An 18,140-nucleotide genomic window follows, 5' to 3' on the forward strand; every position below is an offset into this window, starting at 1 on the left:
CCCTTTTGCTGTGGCGGTAAGGGTTCAGAGCCGTCGGGGCGGCGGGGGTTCAAAAAAATGAGCGAATGGCACAGGGCCCGGTCAAAGCCTGCGACAGCACTTCATTCATCCTGCGAGGCCAGGCCATGAGCATACCCATTGCGCCAGAGGCGCCCGATCCCAACGTCGACGACCCCACCCTGCCGCCACCGGTGCCGGAGCAAGAGCCGGACGATCCGCCGGTCGAGCCGACCGTGCCGCCTCCGGTGGGGGACCCGCCGAGCGAGGAGCCGCCGGTCAAAGGCAAAGGATAGACAAGGATCATGACCGGCCCAGGGTGGCTGGCCGTGGCTTTGGGGGTGCCGCCTGGGGCCATTCGCGGGCAAGCCCGCTCCCGCAGGGGCCTGGGCGCTGCATGATGGGGGGATCGACTTGGATCCTATGGGGCATCTGGGGCCGCGAAGCGGCCCCAAATACAGTTGAACGGCAAAAACTACAGTGCGATCTCGGCGATGCTGATCTCGCGCATCCGGAACTTCTGCACCTTCCCGGTCACGGTCATCGGGAACGCCTCGACGAAGCGGTAGTGCCGCGGCACCTTGAAATGGGCGATGCGTGCCTTGCACCACGCTTGCAGCGCCTCGGCGCTGGTGCTGTGCCCGGGGTGCAGCTTGATCCAGGCGACGATCTCCTCGCCATAGCGGCTGCAGGGAATGCCGATCACCTGGGCGTCGGCCACCGCCGGATGGGTGTAGAAGAACTCCTCCAGCTCGCGCGGGTAGATGTTCTCGCCGCCCCTGATGATCATGTCCTTGTTGCGCCCGACGATGCGCACGTAGCCCTGCTCGTCCATCACCGCCAGGTCGCCCGAATGCATCCAGCCGGCCGGGTCGATGGCTTCCTCGGTGGCCTGGGGGTTGTTCCAGTAGCCGAGCATCACGCTGTAGCCGCGGGTGCACAGCTCGCCGATCTCGCCACGGGCGACGATGTTGCCGTGCTCGTCCACCAGCTTGGTCTCCAACTGCGGCTGGGTACGCCCGACGGTGGTCACGCGCAACTCCAGCTCATCGTCCGGGCCGGTCTGTAGCGATACCGGGCTGGTCTCGGTCATGCCATAGGCGATCTGCACCTGGGCCATGTGCAACTGGTCGATGACCCGGCGCATCACCTCGATCGGGCAGGTGGCGCCGGCCATGATGCCGCTGCGCAGGCTGGACAGGTCCAGCTCGGCCCGGCCTGGGTGGTCGAGCATGGCGATGAACATGGTCGGCACGCCGTAGAGGATGCTGGCGCGCTCCTCAGCCACCGCGCGCAGGGTCAAGGCCGGGTCGAAGGCGTCGTTGGGGTAGATCATGGTGCAACCATGGGTGACGCAGCCGAGGTTGGCCATGACCATGCCGAAGCAGTGGTACAGCGGCACCGGGATCACCATGCGGTCGGTGTCGCCCAGGCCCAGGCTCTGGCCGACCATGTAGCCATTGTTGAGGATGTTGTAGTGGCTGAGCGTCACCCCCTTGGGCGCGCCCGTGGTGCCGGAGGTGTACTGGATGTTCACCGGCTGGTCGAACTGCAGGCTGCGCTGGCGCGCGGCATAGGCCTGCAGGTCGATCTGCCCGGCCCGCTCGGCCAGGCGCGCCCAGGGCAGGAAGCCGGCCGGTGGGTTGGCCGCCAGGCTGATGACGCCCTGCAGGTCCGGCAGGCGCTCGCTGGCGAGGCGGCCCGGCGACGGGGCGGCCAGTTCGGGCACCAGCTCCAGGAGCATGGCGTGGTAGTCGGAGGTCTTGAAGACATCGGCGCAAACCAGCCAACTGCAGCCTGACTGGCGCAACACGTATTCCAACTCGCCCACCCGGTAGGCCGGGTTGATGTTGACCAGGATCGCGCCGACCTTGGCGCTGGCCAGTTGCAGGATGCACCACTGGGCGCAGTTGGGCGACCAGATGCCGACTCGGTCGCCGACCTGCACGCCCAGGGCCATGAGCGCCCTGGCGTGACGATCGACTTGCGCGGCCAATTGCCGCCAGCTGTAGCGCAGCCCCTGGTGCCGGGCCACCAGGGCCTCGCGGTCCTGGCAGCGGGCCACGGTGGCGTCGAAGGCCTGGCCGATGGTCTGGGTCAGCAGGGGCCGGTCCTGGCGGCCACGGGTGTAGCTTGGTTGACTCATGGATATCCCTTCTTGTGGTTGTTCTGGGCATGACTGAAGCAAGCGATGGCTACTCTGGCGCAGATTTACGTTAACGTAAAGGTCATGAGTCGATTGACAGCACCCAACGCCAGGTTTACGTTAACGTAAAGGTGAAAAACGACACCCTGCCATGGCCTCGCACAGGCTCGCCGTGAAACAGCCATGAGCTACGGTGTTACCCATTTCAAGAACAAGAAGGTGCCCCCGCATGCATTACCCCACCCTGAACTTCGCCCTGGGCGAAACCATCGACATGCTCCGCGACCAGGTGCGCACCTTCGTCGCCGCCGAACTGGCCCCGCGCGCCGCGCAGATCGACCAGGACAACCTGTTCCCCGCCGACATGTGGCGCAAGTTCGGCGACATGGGCCTGCTGGGTATCACCGTGCCTGAAGAATACGGCGGTGCCGGCCTGGGTTACCTGGCCCATGTGGTGTCGATGGAGGAGATCAGCCGCGGCTCGGCCTCGGTGGCCTTGTCCTACGGCGCCCACTCCAACCTGTGCGTCAACCAGATCAACCGCAACGGCAGCCACGAACAGAAGCAGAAGTACCTGCCCAAGCTGATCAGCGGCGAGCACATCGGCGCCCTGGCCATGAGCGAGCCCAACGCCGGCTCCGACGTGGTGTCGATGAAGCTGCGCGCCGAGAAACGCGGCGACCACTACGTGCTCAACGGCAGCAAGACCTGGATCACCAACGGCCCGGACGCCAACACCTACGTGATCTATGCCAAGACCGACCTGGACAAGGGCCCGCACGGCATCACCGCGTTCATCGTCGAGCGTGACTGGAAAGGCTTCTCGCGCAGCAACAAGTTCGACAAGCTGGGCATGCGTGGCTCCAACACCTGCGAGCTGTTCTTCGACGGCGTCGAGGTGCCCGAGGAAAACATCCTCGGCCAGCTCAACGGCGGCGTACGCGTGCTGATGAGCGGCCTGGACTACGAGCGCGTGGTGCTCTCCGGCGGCCCGACCGGGATCATGCAGGCGTGCATGGACCTGGTAGTGCCCTACATCCACGACCGCAAGCAGTTCGGCCAGAGCATCGGCGAGTTCCAGCTGATCCAGGGCAAGATCGCCGACATGTACACCCAGCTCAACGCCAGCCGCGCCTACCTGTATGCCGTGGCCCAGGCCTGCGACCGTGGCGAGACCACCCGCAAGGACGCCGCCGGGGTGATCCTCTACACCGCCGAGCGCGCCACCCAGATGGCCTTGGAGGCGATCCAGATCCTCGGCGGCAACGGCTACATCAATGAGTTCCCGGCTGGCCGCCTGCTGCGCGACGCCAAGCTGTACGAAATCGGCGCTGGCACCAGTGAGATCCGCCGGATGCTCATCGGCCGCGAGCTTTTCAACGAAACGCGCTGACGGGGGGCATGCCGAGCTGCAAGCTTCAAGCTGCAAGAAAGAGCAGTTCGTGGCGTGCTGGAGATACGCGTTCGTCACTACAACACAGATCAGCTTGCAGCTTGATGCTTGGAGCTGAAAGCGAGCTGCGCCGGGAGCAATGATGATTCTGAAGTCACAGTTAAACCCAAGATCGCCGGAATTCGTGCAGAACGCGGCCGCCATGGCGGCCCAGGTGCAAGCGCTGCGCACCCTGCTCGCCCAGGTCAGCCAGGGCGGCGGGCCCAAGGCCCAGGAGCGGCACACCTCGCGTGGCAAGCTGCTGCCGCGCGAGCGTATCGACCGCCTGCTCGACCCGGGCTCGCCGTTCCTCGAGATCGGCCAGCTCGCCGCCCATGAGGTATACGGCGAGGACGTGCCCGCCGCCGGGGTGATCGCCGGCATCGGCCGGGTCGAGGGGGTCGAATGCATGATCGTGGCCAACGACGCCACGGTGAAGGGCGGCTCCTACTACCCGCTGACGGTGAAGAAACACCTGCGCGCACAGGCCATCGCCCTGCAGAACCGCCTGCCCTGCCTCTACCTGGTGGACTCCGGTGGTGCCAACCTGCCGCGCCAGGACGAAGTCTTCCCCGACCGCGAACACTTCGGGCGGATCTTCTTCAACCAGGCCAACATGAGCGCCCTGGGTATCCCGCAGATCGCCGTGGTCATGGGCTCGTGCACCGCCGGTGGCGCCTATGTGCCGGCCATGGCCGACGAGGCGATCATGGTGCGCCAGCAGGCGACCATCTTCCTCGCCGGGCCGCCTTTGGTGAAGGCCGCCACCGGTGAAGTGGTCAGCGCCGAGGACCTCGGCGGCGCCGATGTGCACTGCCGCACCAGCGGCGTGGCCGACCACTATGCCGACAACGACGAGCACGCCCTGGCCCTGGCCCGGCGCTGCGTGGCCAACCTCAACTGGCACAAGCTCGGCAAGCTGCAGTGCCAGGCGCCGGTCGCCCCGCTCTACGACGCTCAGGAGCTGTACGGCGTGGTGCCGGCCGACGCCAAGCAACCGTTCGACGTGCGCGAGGTGATCGCACGCCTGGTCGATGGCTCGGTGTTCGACGAGTTCAAGGCGCTGTTCGGCACCACCCTGGTGTGCGGCTTCGCCCACCTGCACGGCTACCCGGTGGCGATCCTGGCCAACAATGGCATCCTCTTCGCCGAGGCGGCGCAAAAAGGCGCGCACTTCATCGAACTGGCCTGCCAGCGCGGCATCCCGCTGCTGTTCCTGCAGAACATCACCGGCTTCATGGTCGGCAAGAAGTACGAGGAAGGCGGCATCGCCAAGCACGGCGCCAAGCTGGTGACCGCAGTGGCCTGCGCCCAGGTGCCGAAGTTCACGGTGATCATCGGCGGCAGCTTCGGTGCCGGCAACTACGGCATGTGCGGCCGCGCCTACGACCCGCGCTTTTTGTGGATGTGGCCCAACGCGCGGATCGGCGTGATGGGCGCCGAACAGGCGGCGGGCGTGCTGGCCCAGGTCAAGCGCGAGCAGAGCGAGCGCGCAGGCCAGGCCTTCAGCGCCGAGGACGAGGCCAGGCTCAAGCAGCCGATCCTCGACCAGTACGAGCGCCAGGGCCACCCCTACTATTCCAGCGCAAGGCTGTGGGACGACGGCGTCATCGACCCGGCGCAGACCCGCGACGTGCTCGGCCTGGCGCTGTCCGCCGCGCTGAACGCCCCGATCGAACAGAGCCGCTTCGGCATTTTCCGGATGTGACCCATGAGCGATTTCACAACCCTCGAGTTGATCCGCGATCCCCGTGGCTTCGCCACCCTGTGGCTGAGCCGGGAAGACAAGAACAACGCCTTCAATGCGCAGATGATCCGCGAGCTGATCGTGGCCATCGACCGGCTCGCCGAGGACGCCAGCCTGCGCTTCGTCCTGCTGCGCGGTCGTGGCCGGCACTTCAGTGCCGGCGCCGACCTGGCGTGGATGCAGCAGTCGGCGCAGCTGGACTTCAACACCAACCTGGACGACGCCCATGAACTGGGCGAGCTGATGTACAGCCTGCATCGCCTGAAGGTACCGACCCTGGCCGTGGTGCAGGGTGCGGCCTTCGGCGGTGCCCTGGGCCTGATCAGTTGCTGCGACATGGCCATCGGCGCCGAGGATGCGCAACTGTGCCTGTCGGAGGTACGCATCGGCCTGGCCCCGGCGGTGATCAGCCCGTTCGTGGTCAAGGCCATCGGCGAGCGCGCCGCCCGCCGCTACGCCCTGACCGCCGAGCGCTTCAGCGGCGTGCGCGCCCGTGAGCTGGGCCTGCTGGCCGAGGTGTACCCGGCCAGCGACCTGGACGCCCAGGTCGAGGCCTGGGTGGACAACCTGCTGCAGAACAGCCCCCAGGCCCTGCGCGCCACCAAGGACCTGCTGCGCGAAGTGGATGACGGTGAACTGAGCCCCGCTCTGCGCCGCTACTGCGAGAACAGCATCGCCCGCATCCGCGTCAGCGCCGAAGGCCAGGAGGGCCTGCGCGCCTTCCTGGAAAAACGCCGCCCCGCCTGGCAAACCCTGGATAAGGACCCACGCCCATGAGCCATCCCACGCTGACCACCCTGCTGGTCGCCAACCGCGGCGAGATCGCCTGCCGGGTCATGCGCACCGCCAAGGCCATGGGCCTGACCACGGTCGCGGTGCACAGTGCCACCGACCGCGACGCCCGGCACAGCCGCGAGGCCGACATCCGTGTCGACCTGGGCGGCACCAAGGCGGCCGAGAGCTACCTGGACATCGACAAGCTGCTGGCCGCGGCCAAGGCCAGCGGTGCCCAGGCCATCCACCCCGGCTACGGCTTCCTCTCGGAGAACGCCGGCTTCGCCCGTGCCGTCGAACAGGCCGGGCTGATCTTCCTCGGCCCCCCGGCCAGCGCCATCGACGCCATGGGCAGCAAGTCGGCGGCCAAGGCCCTGATGGAAAGCGCCGGCGTGCCGCTGGTGCCCGGCTACCACGGCGAGGCCCAGGACCTGGAGACCTTTCGCGCCGCCGCCGAACGCATCGGCTACCCAGTGCTGCTCAAGGCCAGCGCCGGTGGCGGCGGCAAGGGCATGAAGGTGGTCGAGGAGGAAAGCCAGCTGGCCGACGCCTTGGCCTCGGCACAGCGTGAAGCGCAGTCGTCGTTCGGCGATGCGCGCATGCTGGTGGAGAAGTACGTGCTCAAGCCGCGCCATGTGGAGATCCAGGTGTTCGCCGACCAGCACGGCAACTGCCTGTACCTCAACGAGCGCGACTGCTCGATCCAGCGCCGCCACCAGAAGGTGATCGAGGAGGCCCCTGCCCCGGGCCTGACCGCCGAGCTGCGCAAGGCCATGGGCGAGGCGGCGGTGCGCGCGGCCCAGGCCATCGGTTATGTCGGCGCGGGCACCGTGGAGTTCTTGCTCGATGCCCGCGGCGAGTTCTTCTTCATGGAGATGAACACCCGCCTGCAGGTGGAGCACCCGGTCACCGAGGCCATCACCGGGCTGGACCTGGTGGCCTGGCAGATCCGCGTCGCCTGCGGCGATCCCTTGCCGATCAGCCAGGCGCAGGTACCGCTGGTCGGCCATGCCATCGAGGTGCGGCTGTACGCCGAAGACCCGGCCAACGAGTTCCTGCCGGCCACCGGCACCCTGGCGCTGTATCGCGAGTCGACGCCTGGTGAGGGACGACGGGTAGACAGCGGGGTCAGCGAGGGCGACAGCGTCTCGCCGTTCTACGACCCGATGCTGGGCAAGCTGATCGCCTGGGGCGAGGACCGTGAGCAGGCACGCCTGCGCCTTTTGGCCATGCTCGATGAATTCGCCATCGGCGGGGTGAAGACCAACATCGGTTTCCTGCGCCGTATCCTGGCCCACCCGGCCTTCGCCGCGGCCGAGCTGGACACCGGCTTCATCCCGCGCCACCAGGCCGAGCTGCTGCCGCCTGCCCAGGCGCTACCGGCGGCGTTCTGGCAGGCTGCCGCCGAAGCCTGGCTGCAGGGCAGCCCCACGCCCCGGCGCGATGATGACCCGGCTTCGCCCTGGGCCAGCCGCGCGGGCTTGCGCCTGGGCCTGCCGGCGCGCAGCAGCCTGCACCTGGTGAGCGGCGGCCATGCGCAAGCCGTGGCCCTGGAGCGCACGGCGGCATCGACCCTGCGCCTGGAAGGCGAGCAGTTGTGCCATGACCTGGACGGCGTGCGCCAGCGCCACCTGGCGATTCGCCGTGGCGACACCCTGTTCCTGCAATGGGAGGGGGAAATGCATGCCGTCGCCGCCTTCGACCCGATCGCCGAGGCCGAGGCCAGCCACAGCCATCAGGGCGGCCTGGGCGCGCCCATGAACGGCAGTATCGTGCGCGTGCTGGTCGCGCCGGGCCAGGCCGTGGAGGCCGGCACCGCGCTGGTGGTGCTGGAGGCGATGAAGATGGAACACAGCATTCGTGCGCCCCATGGCGGGACGGTGAAGGCGCTGTTCTGCCAGGAAGGGGATATGGTCAACGAGGGAGCGGTGCTGGTCGAGCTGGTGGAATGAGCTGACCGTTCAACTGCCATTTCGGGGCTGCAAAGCAGCCCCGATGCCGCTCGACTGAGCGATGGCAGCTCGCCGAAGCCCTAGAGCACCCCGTGCACCCGCACGACAACCCCCAGGAACTCGCAGCCCTCCTCACACACCAACGCCGGATAGCTGCTGTTCAACGCCTTGAGGTATTGCTGCCCACCCTCCTCGGCCAGCTCCCGGAAGATCGCCGGCTTGCCAGGCTGGCGAGCGATCACCAGGCGCCCCGGCTCCGCCGCCACCCCCGGGTCCACCAGGATGCGCATGCCCTGGGGCACGCTGCGGCCGCTGGCGGCACTCATGGCGTCGTTCTCGACCGTCAGCCAGAACGCCTTGCCCTGGGCGAAATAATCGGTCTGCTCGAAGACAGTGCCTTGCTCGGGCATCGGCGCATCCAGCTCATCCCAGCCCAGTACCGGATAACGAAAGCACACGATGTATTTCATCAGGTCGACATCGTCGTCGTCATCCACCTCGTAAAGGGCGCTGTCTTCGCCAACCTGCCCCAGCACCCGCAGCTGCAGGCGGACCTGGTAATGGGGCATGCCGAGCTCGACGAACACCCGGTTCATCGAATCGACCCTCGGCTGGCGCCGTTTGCGTAGCCAATGGCCCACGCTGCCCTGGGAAACCCCAACGCGCTCGGCGAGCTGCTCCTGGGAGATATCGAGCTCCTCGATCCGGTCACGGACGAGGGCAATCCATTTATCCATATTCATCGCTGGCACGATACGGACTGCCTTCGGGCGCTCAATAAACATTCAGTATTATTTCTCATCGAGACATCGAATACTAAAAGTATTAACTTCAGCCTGGACCTTTTTCCATTGGCCTTCGCAGGTATCAGGATGAAACCACCGAAAAAAGACGAAACAGATCTCGACAGCGAAGCGGCCCGCCGCGCCCTCGACTACTACCTCAATCCACCACCGTCCCGCCCCAGCCTGGACAACCGCATCTGGACCCTGCACGACGGTGTTTCCTCCGAGCAGGCCCACGACCATGCCGTCGCCTTGCTGCGCTGCGCCGCCGCCACCGCCCACGAGACGGCCACCCACCAGCCCCAGGGCATGACGCGGGAGATCCTGTTCGCGCTGATGCACATGATGAACATGGCCAGGACGCTGCTGGAGCACAAGCAATCGGTACAGGTGGGGGGAGAGTAGACAACACGTGAGGCCGACGAACGGCAAAGGCCCCAATTGCCGGGGACGGGGGTGCACCGGAAAAACTTTTTTACCGGATTACTGAAAATTCATTTGACTGGCAAATGATAACGATTATTATTGCACTCAGCTGATCGCGAGATCCGCTGGATAACCTGGAGCTTAGGTCGCTCTCAGATTATCTCCTCATCAGGCTAATCACGGTTTTTGACCCGGCTTTTTGCCGGGTCATTTTTTTTGGCTCTTCAGGCTAATGAAGACCGGGTACCGTTTGAATGGCCGCGATGATAGCAAAGGTGTGTCATTTCGTGAACGGGTGTTACAACGTTTTGCACAATCAGCACTTGAGAATCAATCTCGTTAAGATTAAGCTGTTTGCGCATCAGGGAAGATGCCCCCTCCCCCACCCCTTTCGCGCAAGGAGCCGTCCATGACCCGTCTGCTGCTGCCCCTCGGTCATGCCACCGATGCCGACCAGGCGTCTTCCGAGGATGCCCTGCTCCACGGCCTGAAGCGCCTGCCGCGTCGAGTGCAGCAGGTGTTCCTGCTCAACCGCCTCGACCAGCTGGATTTCGCCGCTATCGCCGAACGCCTCGACCTGCCCCTGCTGGCCATCGAACGCCACATGAACCAGGCGCTGCAGACCACCCATGCGCCTGGCGATGCCCTGGCCTGCGTGGCCGGGCATTGGTATGTGCGCCTGCAAAACCCGCAGGTCACTGCCAGCGAACGCATCGACTTCCGCCGCTGGCTGGATGCCGACCCCGCACACCGGGAAGCCTTCCACGAGACCGAGCTGCGCTGGCGCAGCCTGCTGGCCCCAGCACGGCAGTTGGGGCATGACGGCTGGTACCAGCAAGGGCGTGCGGCGCTTTCGTTGGGCGGCTGCTCGATTGCGATCGGGTTGGGGATTGCGGCCCTCCTGATGTTCGGGTACTTGGCCTGAGCCCTCACCTCCAGCGCTGACAGTCAACTCGATTGGGGCCGCTTCGCGCCCCAGAAATCCAACAGCATAACCAGAGGCGTCATTCGCAACGCAGCGACCCACCCAGCGGTGTACAGTACCCCCACAACAAAAGCCACAGGAGCCAGGCAATGACCGTGACGCTGTCCCCGCTGCACATCGACTGCGATTTCGATTCCGGCAACATCCAAGTGCTGGATGCCAGCAACCCGGCCCAGGTCCACCTGGCCATCCGCCCCGACACCCACAGCGGCCACTTCCAGTGGTTCCACTTCAAGGTCAGCGGCCTCACGCGGGGGCAGGTCCATCGCTTCAGCCTGGACAACGCTTCCGAGTCTTCCTACAAGAACGCCTGGAGCGGCTACAACGCCGTGGCCTCCTACGACCAGCAGACCTGGTTCCGCGTACCCAGCCAGTTCGATGGCAAGGCGCTGGCCTTCGAAGTGAAGGCCGAGCAGGAGCAGATCTGGTTCGCCTACTTCGAGCCCTACCCTCGCGCCCGCCACAACCAGTTGATCGAGCGCGCCCGGCAGATCCCCGGCGTCGAACTGCTGGCCAGTGGGCGCAGCGTGCAGGGCCGCGACATTCCCCTGCTGCGCGCCGGCGACGGTGCGGCGGGCAAACGCAAGCTGTGGCTGATCGCCCAACAGCACCCGGGCGAGCACATGGCCGAGTGGTTCATGGAAGGCGTGATCGATTGCCTGCAGGCCAACGAGGCGTCCGTCCGGCAACTGCTGGCCAAGGCCGACCTGTACCTGATCCCCAACATGAACCCCGACGGCGCCTTCCTCGGCCACCTGCGCACCAACTTCAAGGGCAAGGACCTCAACCGCGCCTGGCAGGACGCCAGTGTCGACTCGAGCCCGGAGGTGTTCTTCGCCCAGGCACAGATGAAGCAGTATGGGGTGGATGCGTTCATCGACGTGCATGGGGATGAGGAAATCCCCCATGTGTTCACGGCGGCCTGCGAAGGCAACCCGGGCTATACGCCGCGCCTGGCGCAACTGGAGCAGCAGTTTCGCACGATGCTGTGCAGCGTCACGCCAGACTTCCAGACCACCCATGGCTACCCCCGCGACGAACCGGGCCAGGCCAATATGACCCTGGCCTGCAATGCCGTGGGGCAGGCGTACGACTGCCTGTCGCTGACCCTGGAGATGCCGTTCAAGGACCATGACGATGCGCCCAACGCCATGACCGGCTGGTCGGGGGAGCGCTCGAAGGCGTTGGCTGGGGCGGTATTGGAAACCTTGGCGAAGATGGTCGGGGACCTGCGCTGAGGGGCATTGGGGCTGCCTTGCAGCCCCAATGGGCATGGCGCCAGCCCTATACTGAAGCGTCCACAAGGACTCTTGCGGCACACAGGATTCGTGAGCCCTGAACGGCAAGCGATGACGTGGATGCTGGCCTTCGATCGCGGCCTGGGAAGATAAATAGAAAAGAAAAAATGGCAGGGGCGGCTGGATTCGAACCAACGCATGGCAGGATCAAAACCTGCTGCCTTACCGCTTGGCGACGCCCCTGTATCGGATGCGAGCAGTGCCTGGGCACCGTCGTTCAGACTGTTCGCTGACAACGCCGCGGGGGCGCTGTGCTGGAATGCGCGGCACTTTAGCAACATTCTTTTCGGCTGGGAACCCCCAGCGTGAAAAAAAAATGCCTGAAAACAGAAACTTAGTGTCCGTGTTGCAGGTATGTAAGGTTACCTGCGCCAGAAGCCCCCCGTTCCTAAGACAACGGCATGACCGCCCGTCGTTTTTTCCCCGCCTCGCTTCAACACCAGCCCGATCGCCCATTCCAATCAGGTAAGCAATGCCTGCGCATCACAAGGAGGGCCCCATGCCAGTTTCCCATGACCTCTACCAAGACCTGCACTACCCTCGCGAGATCGTCCAGCAGCGCCGCCAGCAGGACAAGGAGCTGGACCGCCTGCTGGACGAATACGTGGACATCGACAACCAGGTTCTGGCGGCCGAGTCGATCTCGGCGGGCAATGTCACCGACGATGACCTGCATCGTCTCAAGGAACGACGCCTGGCGGTGAAGTACATGATCGAGCGCCAGCTCGAACGCAAGGCCTGACCGCCGTCACTGGCCGAGCAGCCCGAGCGTGAGCGCGTCGGGCTCGCCCTGGTAGAACTGCACCAGGGCCAACTGGAACAGCGGGTTACTTGGGTCGACCTGGGCGAACAGGGTCAGGCACGAGCGCAGCTTGAGATCATCGGGGCTGCCGAGGATCTGCCGGGCGCTCTTGTCGCAGTGCTGCATCAGCGCATTGACGCAGGCCTCCAGGCGCGGCCCCAGCACGGGATGGCGCAGGTAGGCACGGGCCTCGTCGACACCTGAGAGGGCGTAGCGCTCGGCCATGGCGCTGCGGCCGAGGCCATCGAGTTGGGGGAAGACGAACCACATCCAGTGGCTGGCCTTGCGACCGGCCTGCAGTTCCTGCAGCACCCGGTCGATCACCGGGTCCTGGGCTTCGACGAAGCGGGCCAGGTGGTAGGGATCGCTCATACAGGCCTCCCGATGCGGGTGGAATGTTCCAGCCTTCCAGTGTAGCCAGGGCGAAGGGAGCGATCGCCTTTCACGATGATTGCCCGGCACATTCTCGATTGATCAAAATGCCCCGGCTCGCGCAAGCTGCCCCCTACCCTGCCATCCGCCCCGAGGAGCCTTCGTCTTGCCCGCCTGGATTCCCACACCACTACGTCACCTGCGCCGGCGCCTCGACAAGGCATCGCCCGCCGGCAACGCACTGCTGGCGTTGTTCCAGGACAAGGCCGTCAGCCGCGGCTACACGCTCAGCGACGGGCAGCGCCAGGTGATCCAGTGCATGGCCCGGCAGTTGGCGGTGCTGGAACATGGCCAGGCCCGCAGCCTCTACCTGCATGGTTCGGTCGGGCGCGGCAAGAGCTGGCTGCTCGATGGGTTCTTCCAGGCCGTGCCCGTGCAGGCCAAGCGCCGCCTGCATTTCCATGACTTCTTCGCCCGCCTGCACCAGGGCATGCACCGCCACCGGGCGCTGGACGACGCCCTGGGCACGACCCTCACCGAGCTGCTGGAGGACTGCCGGGTGCTGTGCTTCGACGAATTCCACGTGCATGACATCGGCGATGCCATGTTGCTCACCCGGCTGTTCAATGCCCTGTTCGACCGCGGGGTGTTCCTGCTGGTGACATCCAACTACGCGCCCGAGGGGTTGCTGCCCAACCCGCTGTACCACGAGCGGTTCCTGCCGGTGATCCGCCTGATCAACCAGCGCATGCAGGTGCTGGAGGTGGCGGGCGACACGGACTTTCGCAGCCTGCCGACCAACCGCGCGTACCAGCGCTTCACCCGTGGGCATTACCTCTGGCCGGGCGATACCGAACAGCGCCAGGCACTGGCGGTGCCGGCCGCGCAGCCGGTCATGCTGGAGGTGAACAAGCGCAGCCTGCGTGCGTTGTACAGCGAGGGACGGCAGGTGATGTTCACCTTCGACGACCTGTGCGAACGACCCACGGCGGTGATCGACTACCTGGAGCTCGCCAACCGTTATGACCGCTGGATCATCGAGGGGCTGGACGACCTGGCCGCGTGTTCGCTGGCGGCGCAGCAGCGGTTCGTCAACCTGGTGGATGTGCTCTACGACCAGGACAAGGCAGTGACCGTGATCGGGCGACGGGCCTTGGCGCACAGCCTGGGCGGGGCGATCGCCGACCTGATGCGCACACGCAGCCGGCTGGGGCAGTTGCATCAGGTTGGGCCGGGGTGAATGCTGGGGCTGCTTTGCAGCCCCCGAATGTTGAAAGCCCTGACCGATCAGCCAGCCCTGGGCAGGTCCGCCAGTACTCCCTCGATTTCCCCCAGCACCGCCGGATCATCCAGGGTCGAGGGCGGCACGTAGTCCTGCCCGTCGGCGATCTTGCGCAGCACCGCCCGCAGGATCTTCCCGGAACGGGTCTTGGGCAGCCGCTTGACCAGGCGCACCCGACTGAAACACGCCAGGGCACCGATCTGCTCACGCACGCTGGCCACCAGTTCTGCCTGCAACTGCTGCTCGGCGATGCCCTCGCCGTCCTTGAGCACCACCAGCGCCAGCGGCACCTGCCCCTTGATCTCGTCGTGCACACCGATCACCGCGCACTCGGCCACTGCCGGATGCCGTGCCACCAGGTCTTCCATCTCGCCCGTGGACAGGCGATGGCCGGAGACGTTTATCACGTCGTCGGTGCGCCCCATGATGTAGACGAAACCTTCGTCGTCCAGGTAGCCGCCATCGCCCGTGTGGTAGTAACCCGGGTACGTGCGCAGGTAGGCCTGCAAGTAACGCTCGTGGTCACCCCAGAGGGTCTGGCTGCAACCAGGCGGCAATGGCAGGGCGATGACGATGGCGCCCTGCTGGTTCGGCCCCAGGGGCCGGCCGTCATCGTCCAGCACCTGGACGTGGTAACCCGGCACCGCACGGTTGCTCGAGCCCGGTCGCGCCGCGCTGCCTTGCAGGCCCACGCAGGGCGCGGTGACCGGCCAACCGGTCTCGGTCTGCCACCAGTGGTCGTGCACCGGCTTGCCGCTGACCCGCTCCAGCCATTCGTGGGTGCTGGAGTCGAGCTTCTCCCCGGCCAGGAACAACTGGCGCAGCGAGCCCAGATCATGGCGGCGGATCAGTTCGCCGTCCGGGTCTTCCTTGCGGATCGCACGCATGGCGGTGGGCGCGCAGAACAGGCCATTGACCTTGTACTGCTCCACCACCCGCCAGTAGGCCGAGGCATCCGGGGTGCGGATCGGCTTGCCTTCGTAGAACACCGTGGTGCAACCGCACATCAAGGGGCCATAGACGATCAGCGAATGGCCGACCACCCAGCCCACGTCGGAGATCCCCCACCACACGTCCCCGGCCTGCATGCCGTAGATATGCCGCATGGCATAGCACAGGGCGACCGCGTTGCCGCCGTTCTCGCGCACGATGCCCTTGGGCTTTCCGGTGGTCCCGGAGGTGTACATGATGTAGAGCGGGTCACCGGCCTCCAGCTCCACCGGTGCCACCGGCTCGGCGCTGGCCAGCGCCTCGCGCCAGTCCAGGTCACGGCCCGGTTGCAGCGTGGCACGCGCCTGGGGCCGCTGCAGCACCAGCACATGGCGCGGCTGATGGCGAGCCAGTTGCAAGGCGCGGTCGACCAGCGGCTTGTACTCGATCACCCGGTCGAACTCCAGGCCGCAGGAGGCCGTCAGCAGCAGGCTCGGCCGGGCATCGTCGATGCGCAGGGCCAGTTCGTTGGCGGCGAAGCCTCCGAACACCACCGAATGCACCGCGCCGATCCGTGCGCAGGCGAGCATGGCCATGGCCGCCTGGGGCACCATGGGCATGTAGATGATCACCCCGTCGCCCTTGCCCACGCCCAACTGGCGCAGCAGGCCGGCCAGGCGTGCCACCTCGTCGTGCAGTTGCTGGTAGGTGAAGGTTTGCTGCACGCCGGTCACGGGCGAGTCGTAGATCAGTGCGAGCTGCTCGCCCCGGCCCTGCTCGATCTGGTGGTCAAGGGCCAGGTAGCAACTGTTCAGGCGGCCATCGGCGAACCAGCGATGGGTGCCGTCGGGGTTGTCCTGCAGGGTCAGCGAGGGTTTGCGGTGCCAGGCCAGGCGGTCGGCCTGCTCGGCCCAGAAGGCGGCGGGGTCGGCGATGGAACGGGCGTAGCTGTGCTGGTAGCTCATGTCGATTTGCAACCCGGTACTTGTTGTTATTGAAGGGCGAACCCTGAGTATGGACCGGCACCCTACGCTCGCCATCGGACTTAAGTCGCAACCGATATGCAAGATTGCACGAGGCAGTCGCCCCATTACGGTGCAAAGGCCTAGAATAGGGCTCCCCGTCAGCCACAGAGCCGCTTCAATGGATATCGATCAGGCCCGTACCTTTCTGGAAATCGTGCGTTGCGGCAGCCTGGTCGCCGCCGCCGAACGCCTGTTCGTGTCACAGACGGCCATCACCGCACGGGTCCAGCGCCTGGAGCAACAGCTCGGCTGCCAGTTGTTCGTGCGCAGCCGCAACGGTGCCAGCCTGACCAGCGACGGCGAGGCGTTCGTCACCTACGCCAACCAACTGGTGCAGACCTGGGAAGCCGCACGCCGCGACCTGCCACTGCCCCAAGGCTGCCAGCAGGTGTTGCACGTGGGTGGCGAGGTGAGCCTGGGCAACCCGATGATGCTCGACTGGGTCAGCGCGCTGCACCACGAACTGCCCAGCCATGCCATCCGCAGCGAAGTGAGCGATGGCGAGTCGCTGCTGCGCAAGGTGGAGATGGGCCTGCTCGACGCCGCGCTGGTGTACCAGCCGACCTACGGCCCGGGGCTGCAGGTGGAGCAGTTGATGGAAGAAAAGCTGATCCGCGTGCGCCGGGTCGACCGACCCGAGCCGTACATCTACATCGACTGGGGCGAGGCGTTCCGCCGCCAGCACGATGCCGCCCTGCCCGACTGCGCACGCCCGGCGCTGAGTTTCAACCTCGGGCCGTTGGCCTTGCAGTTCATCCTCGACCAGGGCGGCAGCGGCTATTTCCGCACGCGGGTGGTCCAGGCCTACCTGGAGCGGGGCATATTCGAGCGGGTGCCGCAGGCCCCGGAGTTCACCTACCCGACCTTCCTGGTCTACGCCCGCAAGCGTGACAGCGAGGCACTGCAGCAGGCCTTCAGCGTACTGCGCCGGCTGGTGGCAGCCGGCGACAGCGATTGGTCACAGCGCTGGGACCCGGTTATCTGAGCGCTGTGCGGCGGCATTGAGCAGGTGCCGCTTGAGGCCGGCGATCAGGTCGGTCTGGGTGATCACGCCGACCAAGGTGTCGCCGTCGAGCACCGGCAGGCAGTGCAGGCCCTGCTCGCTGAGCAGCGGCAGCAGGCGATCCAGCGGATGCCGGCTGCTGACGCTGATCACCCGGCGGCTCATCACCTGCTCCATGCGCACCACCTGGCGGCGGAACAGGCCGCGCCAACTGAAGCGCGCACGGGCCATGGCCGGGCCGACCAGGTCGCTGAGGCTGACGATACCCACCAGGCGGCCACCTTCCAGCACTGGCAGGGTCTTGAGGTGGTGGCTGGAGAGCATTGCCCAGGCTTGCTCGAGGGTCGTCGCAGGCGAGGCGAACTGCACGTCGCGGGACATCACCGAGGCGGCGGTGATGCCGCCCAGGCTACGCTGCAGGGCATGTTGCTCGGTGGCCAGGATGATGCGTTCGAGTTCGTCGCGGGTCACGTCGACGAACTCGCCCAGCTCTTCCAGGGCCAGGTCGAGGTCTTCGCTGCTCACCCCGACCCGCTCGCTCGGCAAGGGGTCGTGGGTGTGGTGCAGGTCCTTGCGCGGCAAGGCGCCCTTGGGGTAGCGCACGCCGGTAAGGCGGTTGTAGAACACCGCCACCGTGACCAGGATCAGTGCATTGAGCAAGACCGGTTCGAGCAGGTGGTCGCCCAGGGCCACCAGCCCCGAATCCGCCAGCACCGCGCTCACCGCCACCCCGCCGCCCGGCGGGTGCAGGCAGCGCAGCAGGCACATCACCAGGATCGACAGCCCCAGCGCGGCGCCGGCCACCCACAGTTCGGCGCCGAAGCCCTGGCGCATGGCCAGGCCCACCGCGCAGGCGATAGCGTAGCTGCCCAGCACCGGCCAGGGCTGGGCCAGCGGCCCGGAGTGCACGGCGAACACCAGCACCGCCGAGGCCGCCAGGGGGCCGAGCAGGTGCAGGGCGATGGACGGGCCATAGGCCATGCTGCATAGCCAACCGGCGAGAAACAGGCCCAGCAGCGCACCGGTGCCGGCGCGCAGCCATTCTCTGGGGGGGATGTTCAGGGGCGCCGGAAGCAGGCGCTGCAGACGACTTTCGGGACGCGAGGCAGACATCGAAGTGATTTGATCGTAGTTTTTCTGATTAAAAAGAAAGCCCAGCGGAACCGGCCTGGGCCCTGTATTGC

16 protein-coding genes and 1 tRNA gene are annotated in these 18,140 nt (G+C 66.1%); 11 read left to right on the plus strand and 6 right to left on the minus strand.

What is annotated here, in order from left to right; genetic code table 11:
* Positions 1–125 precede the first annotated feature (125 nt).
* Entirely contained in the window at positions 126–293 is a 168-nt protein-coding gene (locus WCE05_RS11715; protein WP_368815968.1) for a hypothetical protein, read from the plus strand.
* Between the two features lie 179 nt (positions 294–472).
* On the opposite strand, the gene WCE05_RS11720 is transcribed toward WCE05_RS11715, so the two are convergent.
* Positions 473–2,143 (minus strand): AMP-binding protein, encoded by a 1,671-nt coding sequence (locus tag WCE05_RS11720; protein WP_225790207.1) that lies wholly within the window; start codon positions 2,141–2,143, stop codon positions 473–475.
* A 229-nt stretch (positions 2,144–2,372) separates the two neighbouring features.
* Between WCE05_RS11720 and WCE05_RS11725 the strand changes: the two genes are divergently transcribed.
* From WCE05_RS11725 to WCE05_RS11740, 4 genes are all read left to right on the plus strand, one after another.
* Positions 2,373–3,536, plus strand: a complete 1,164-nt coding sequence (locus WCE05_RS11725) for an isovaleryl-CoA dehydrogenase (protein ID WP_253081422.1) — start codon at positions 2,373–2,375, stop codon at positions 3,534–3,536.
* Between the two features lie 139 nt (positions 3,537–3,675).
* Entirely contained in the window at positions 3,676–5,283 is a 1,608-nt protein-coding gene (locus tag WCE05_RS11730; RefSeq protein ID WP_225790205.1) for a carboxyl transferase domain-containing protein, read from the plus strand.
* Positions 5,284–5,286: 3 nt separating this feature from the next.
* Positions 5,287–6,099: a gamma-carboxygeranoyl-CoA hydratase gene (locus tag WCE05_RS11735; protein ID WP_253091361.1), complete on the plus strand. Its 813-nt coding sequence runs from the start codon at positions 5,287–5,289 to the stop codon at positions 6,097–6,099.
* Positions 6,096–8,048: an acetyl-CoA carboxylase biotin carboxylase subunit gene (locus tag WCE05_RS11740; RefSeq protein WP_368815969.1), complete on the plus strand. Its 1,953-nt coding sequence runs from the start codon at positions 6,096–6,098 to the stop codon at positions 8,046–8,048. Before WCE05_RS11735 ends, WCE05_RS11740 begins: the two co-directional genes overlap by 4 nt.
* 80 nt (positions 8,049–8,128) lie before the next feature.
* Here WCE05_RS11740 and WCE05_RS11745 read toward each other — a convergent pair whose 3' ends face one another.
* Entirely contained in the window at positions 8,129–8,833 is a 705-nt protein-coding gene (locus tag WCE05_RS11745; protein WP_225790202.1) for a LexA family transcriptional regulator, read from the minus strand.
* 87 nt (positions 8,834–8,920) lie between these two features.
* On the opposite strand from WCE05_RS11745, the gene WCE05_RS11750 reads away from it, so the two are divergent.
* The 3 genes from WCE05_RS11750 (at position 8,921) to WCE05_RS11760 (ending at position 11,482) form a co-directional block, all read left to right on the plus strand.
* Positions 8,921–9,238, plus strand: a complete 318-nt coding sequence (locus WCE05_RS11750; protein ID WP_368815970.1) for a hypothetical protein — start codon at positions 8,921–8,923, stop codon at positions 9,236–9,238.
* Between the two features lie 430 nt (positions 9,239–9,668).
* A complete protein-coding gene (locus WCE05_RS11755; protein ID WP_368815971.1) occupies positions 9,669–10,184 on the plus strand; it encodes a DUF4880 domain-containing protein in 516 nt (171 codons plus the stop codon).
* 149 nt (positions 10,185–10,333) lie between these two features.
* Positions 10,334–11,482, plus strand: coding sequence for a M14-type cytosolic carboxypeptidase (locus WCE05_RS11760; RefSeq protein ID WP_225790199.1), 1,149 nt, complete (start codon positions 10,334–10,336; stop codon positions 11,480–11,482).
* A gap of 168 nt (positions 11,483–11,650) precedes the next feature.
* Here the strand turns inward: WCE05_RS11760 and WCE05_RS11765 are convergent.
* A tRNA-Gln gene (locus WCE05_RS11765) sits at positions 11,651–11,725 on the minus strand.
* Positions 11,726–12,041: 316 nt separating this feature from the next.
* Between WCE05_RS11765 and WCE05_RS11770 the strand changes: the two genes are divergently transcribed.
* Positions 12,042–12,284, plus strand: coding sequence for a DUF465 domain-containing protein (locus tag WCE05_RS11770; RefSeq protein WP_225790198.1), 243 nt, complete (start codon positions 12,042–12,044; stop codon positions 12,282–12,284).
* Positions 12,285–12,290: 6 nt separating this feature from the next.
* On the opposite strand, the gene WCE05_RS11775 is transcribed toward WCE05_RS11770, so the two are convergent.
* Positions 12,291–12,716: a DUF1810 domain-containing protein gene (locus tag WCE05_RS11775; protein ID WP_225790197.1), complete on the minus strand. Its 426-nt coding sequence runs from the start codon at positions 12,714–12,716 to the stop codon at positions 12,291–12,293.
* 166 nt (positions 12,717–12,882) lie between these two features.
* Here WCE05_RS11775 and zapE point away from each other — a divergent pair, with 166 nt between their 5' ends.
* Positions 12,883–13,956 (plus strand): cell division protein ZapE, encoded by a 1,074-nt coding sequence (gene zapE / locus WCE05_RS11780; protein ID WP_368815972.1) that lies wholly within the window; start codon positions 12,883–12,885, stop codon positions 13,954–13,956.
* Between the two features lie 47 nt (positions 13,957–14,003).
* Here the strand turns inward: zapE and WCE05_RS11785 are convergent, their stop codons facing one another.
* Positions 14,004–15,893: a propionyl-CoA synthetase gene (locus tag WCE05_RS11785; protein WP_368815973.1), complete on the minus strand. Its 1,890-nt coding sequence runs from the start codon at positions 15,891–15,893 to the stop codon at positions 14,004–14,006.
* A 178-nt stretch (positions 15,894–16,071) separates the two neighbouring features.
* On the opposite strand from WCE05_RS11785, the gene WCE05_RS11790 reads away from it, so the two are divergent.
* Entirely contained in the window at positions 16,072–16,938 is an 867-nt protein-coding gene (locus WCE05_RS11790) for a LysR family transcriptional regulator (protein ID WP_225790194.1), read from the plus strand.
* Here WCE05_RS11790 and WCE05_RS11795 read toward each other — a convergent pair.
* Complete coding sequence (locus WCE05_RS11795) at positions 16,912–18,069, minus strand: HPP family protein (protein ID WP_368815974.1); 1,158 nt, start codon at positions 18,067–18,069, stop codon at positions 16,912–16,914. The genes WCE05_RS11790 and WCE05_RS11795 overlap by 27 nt on opposite strands.
* Positions 18,070–18,140 lie beyond the last annotated feature (71 nt).

Source organism: Pseudomonas sp. I2, assembly GCF_040984075.1.
Taxonomy (GTDB): domain Bacteria; phylum Pseudomonadota; class Gammaproteobacteria; order Pseudomonadales; family Pseudomonadaceae; genus Aquipseudomonas; species Aquipseudomonas guariconensis_B.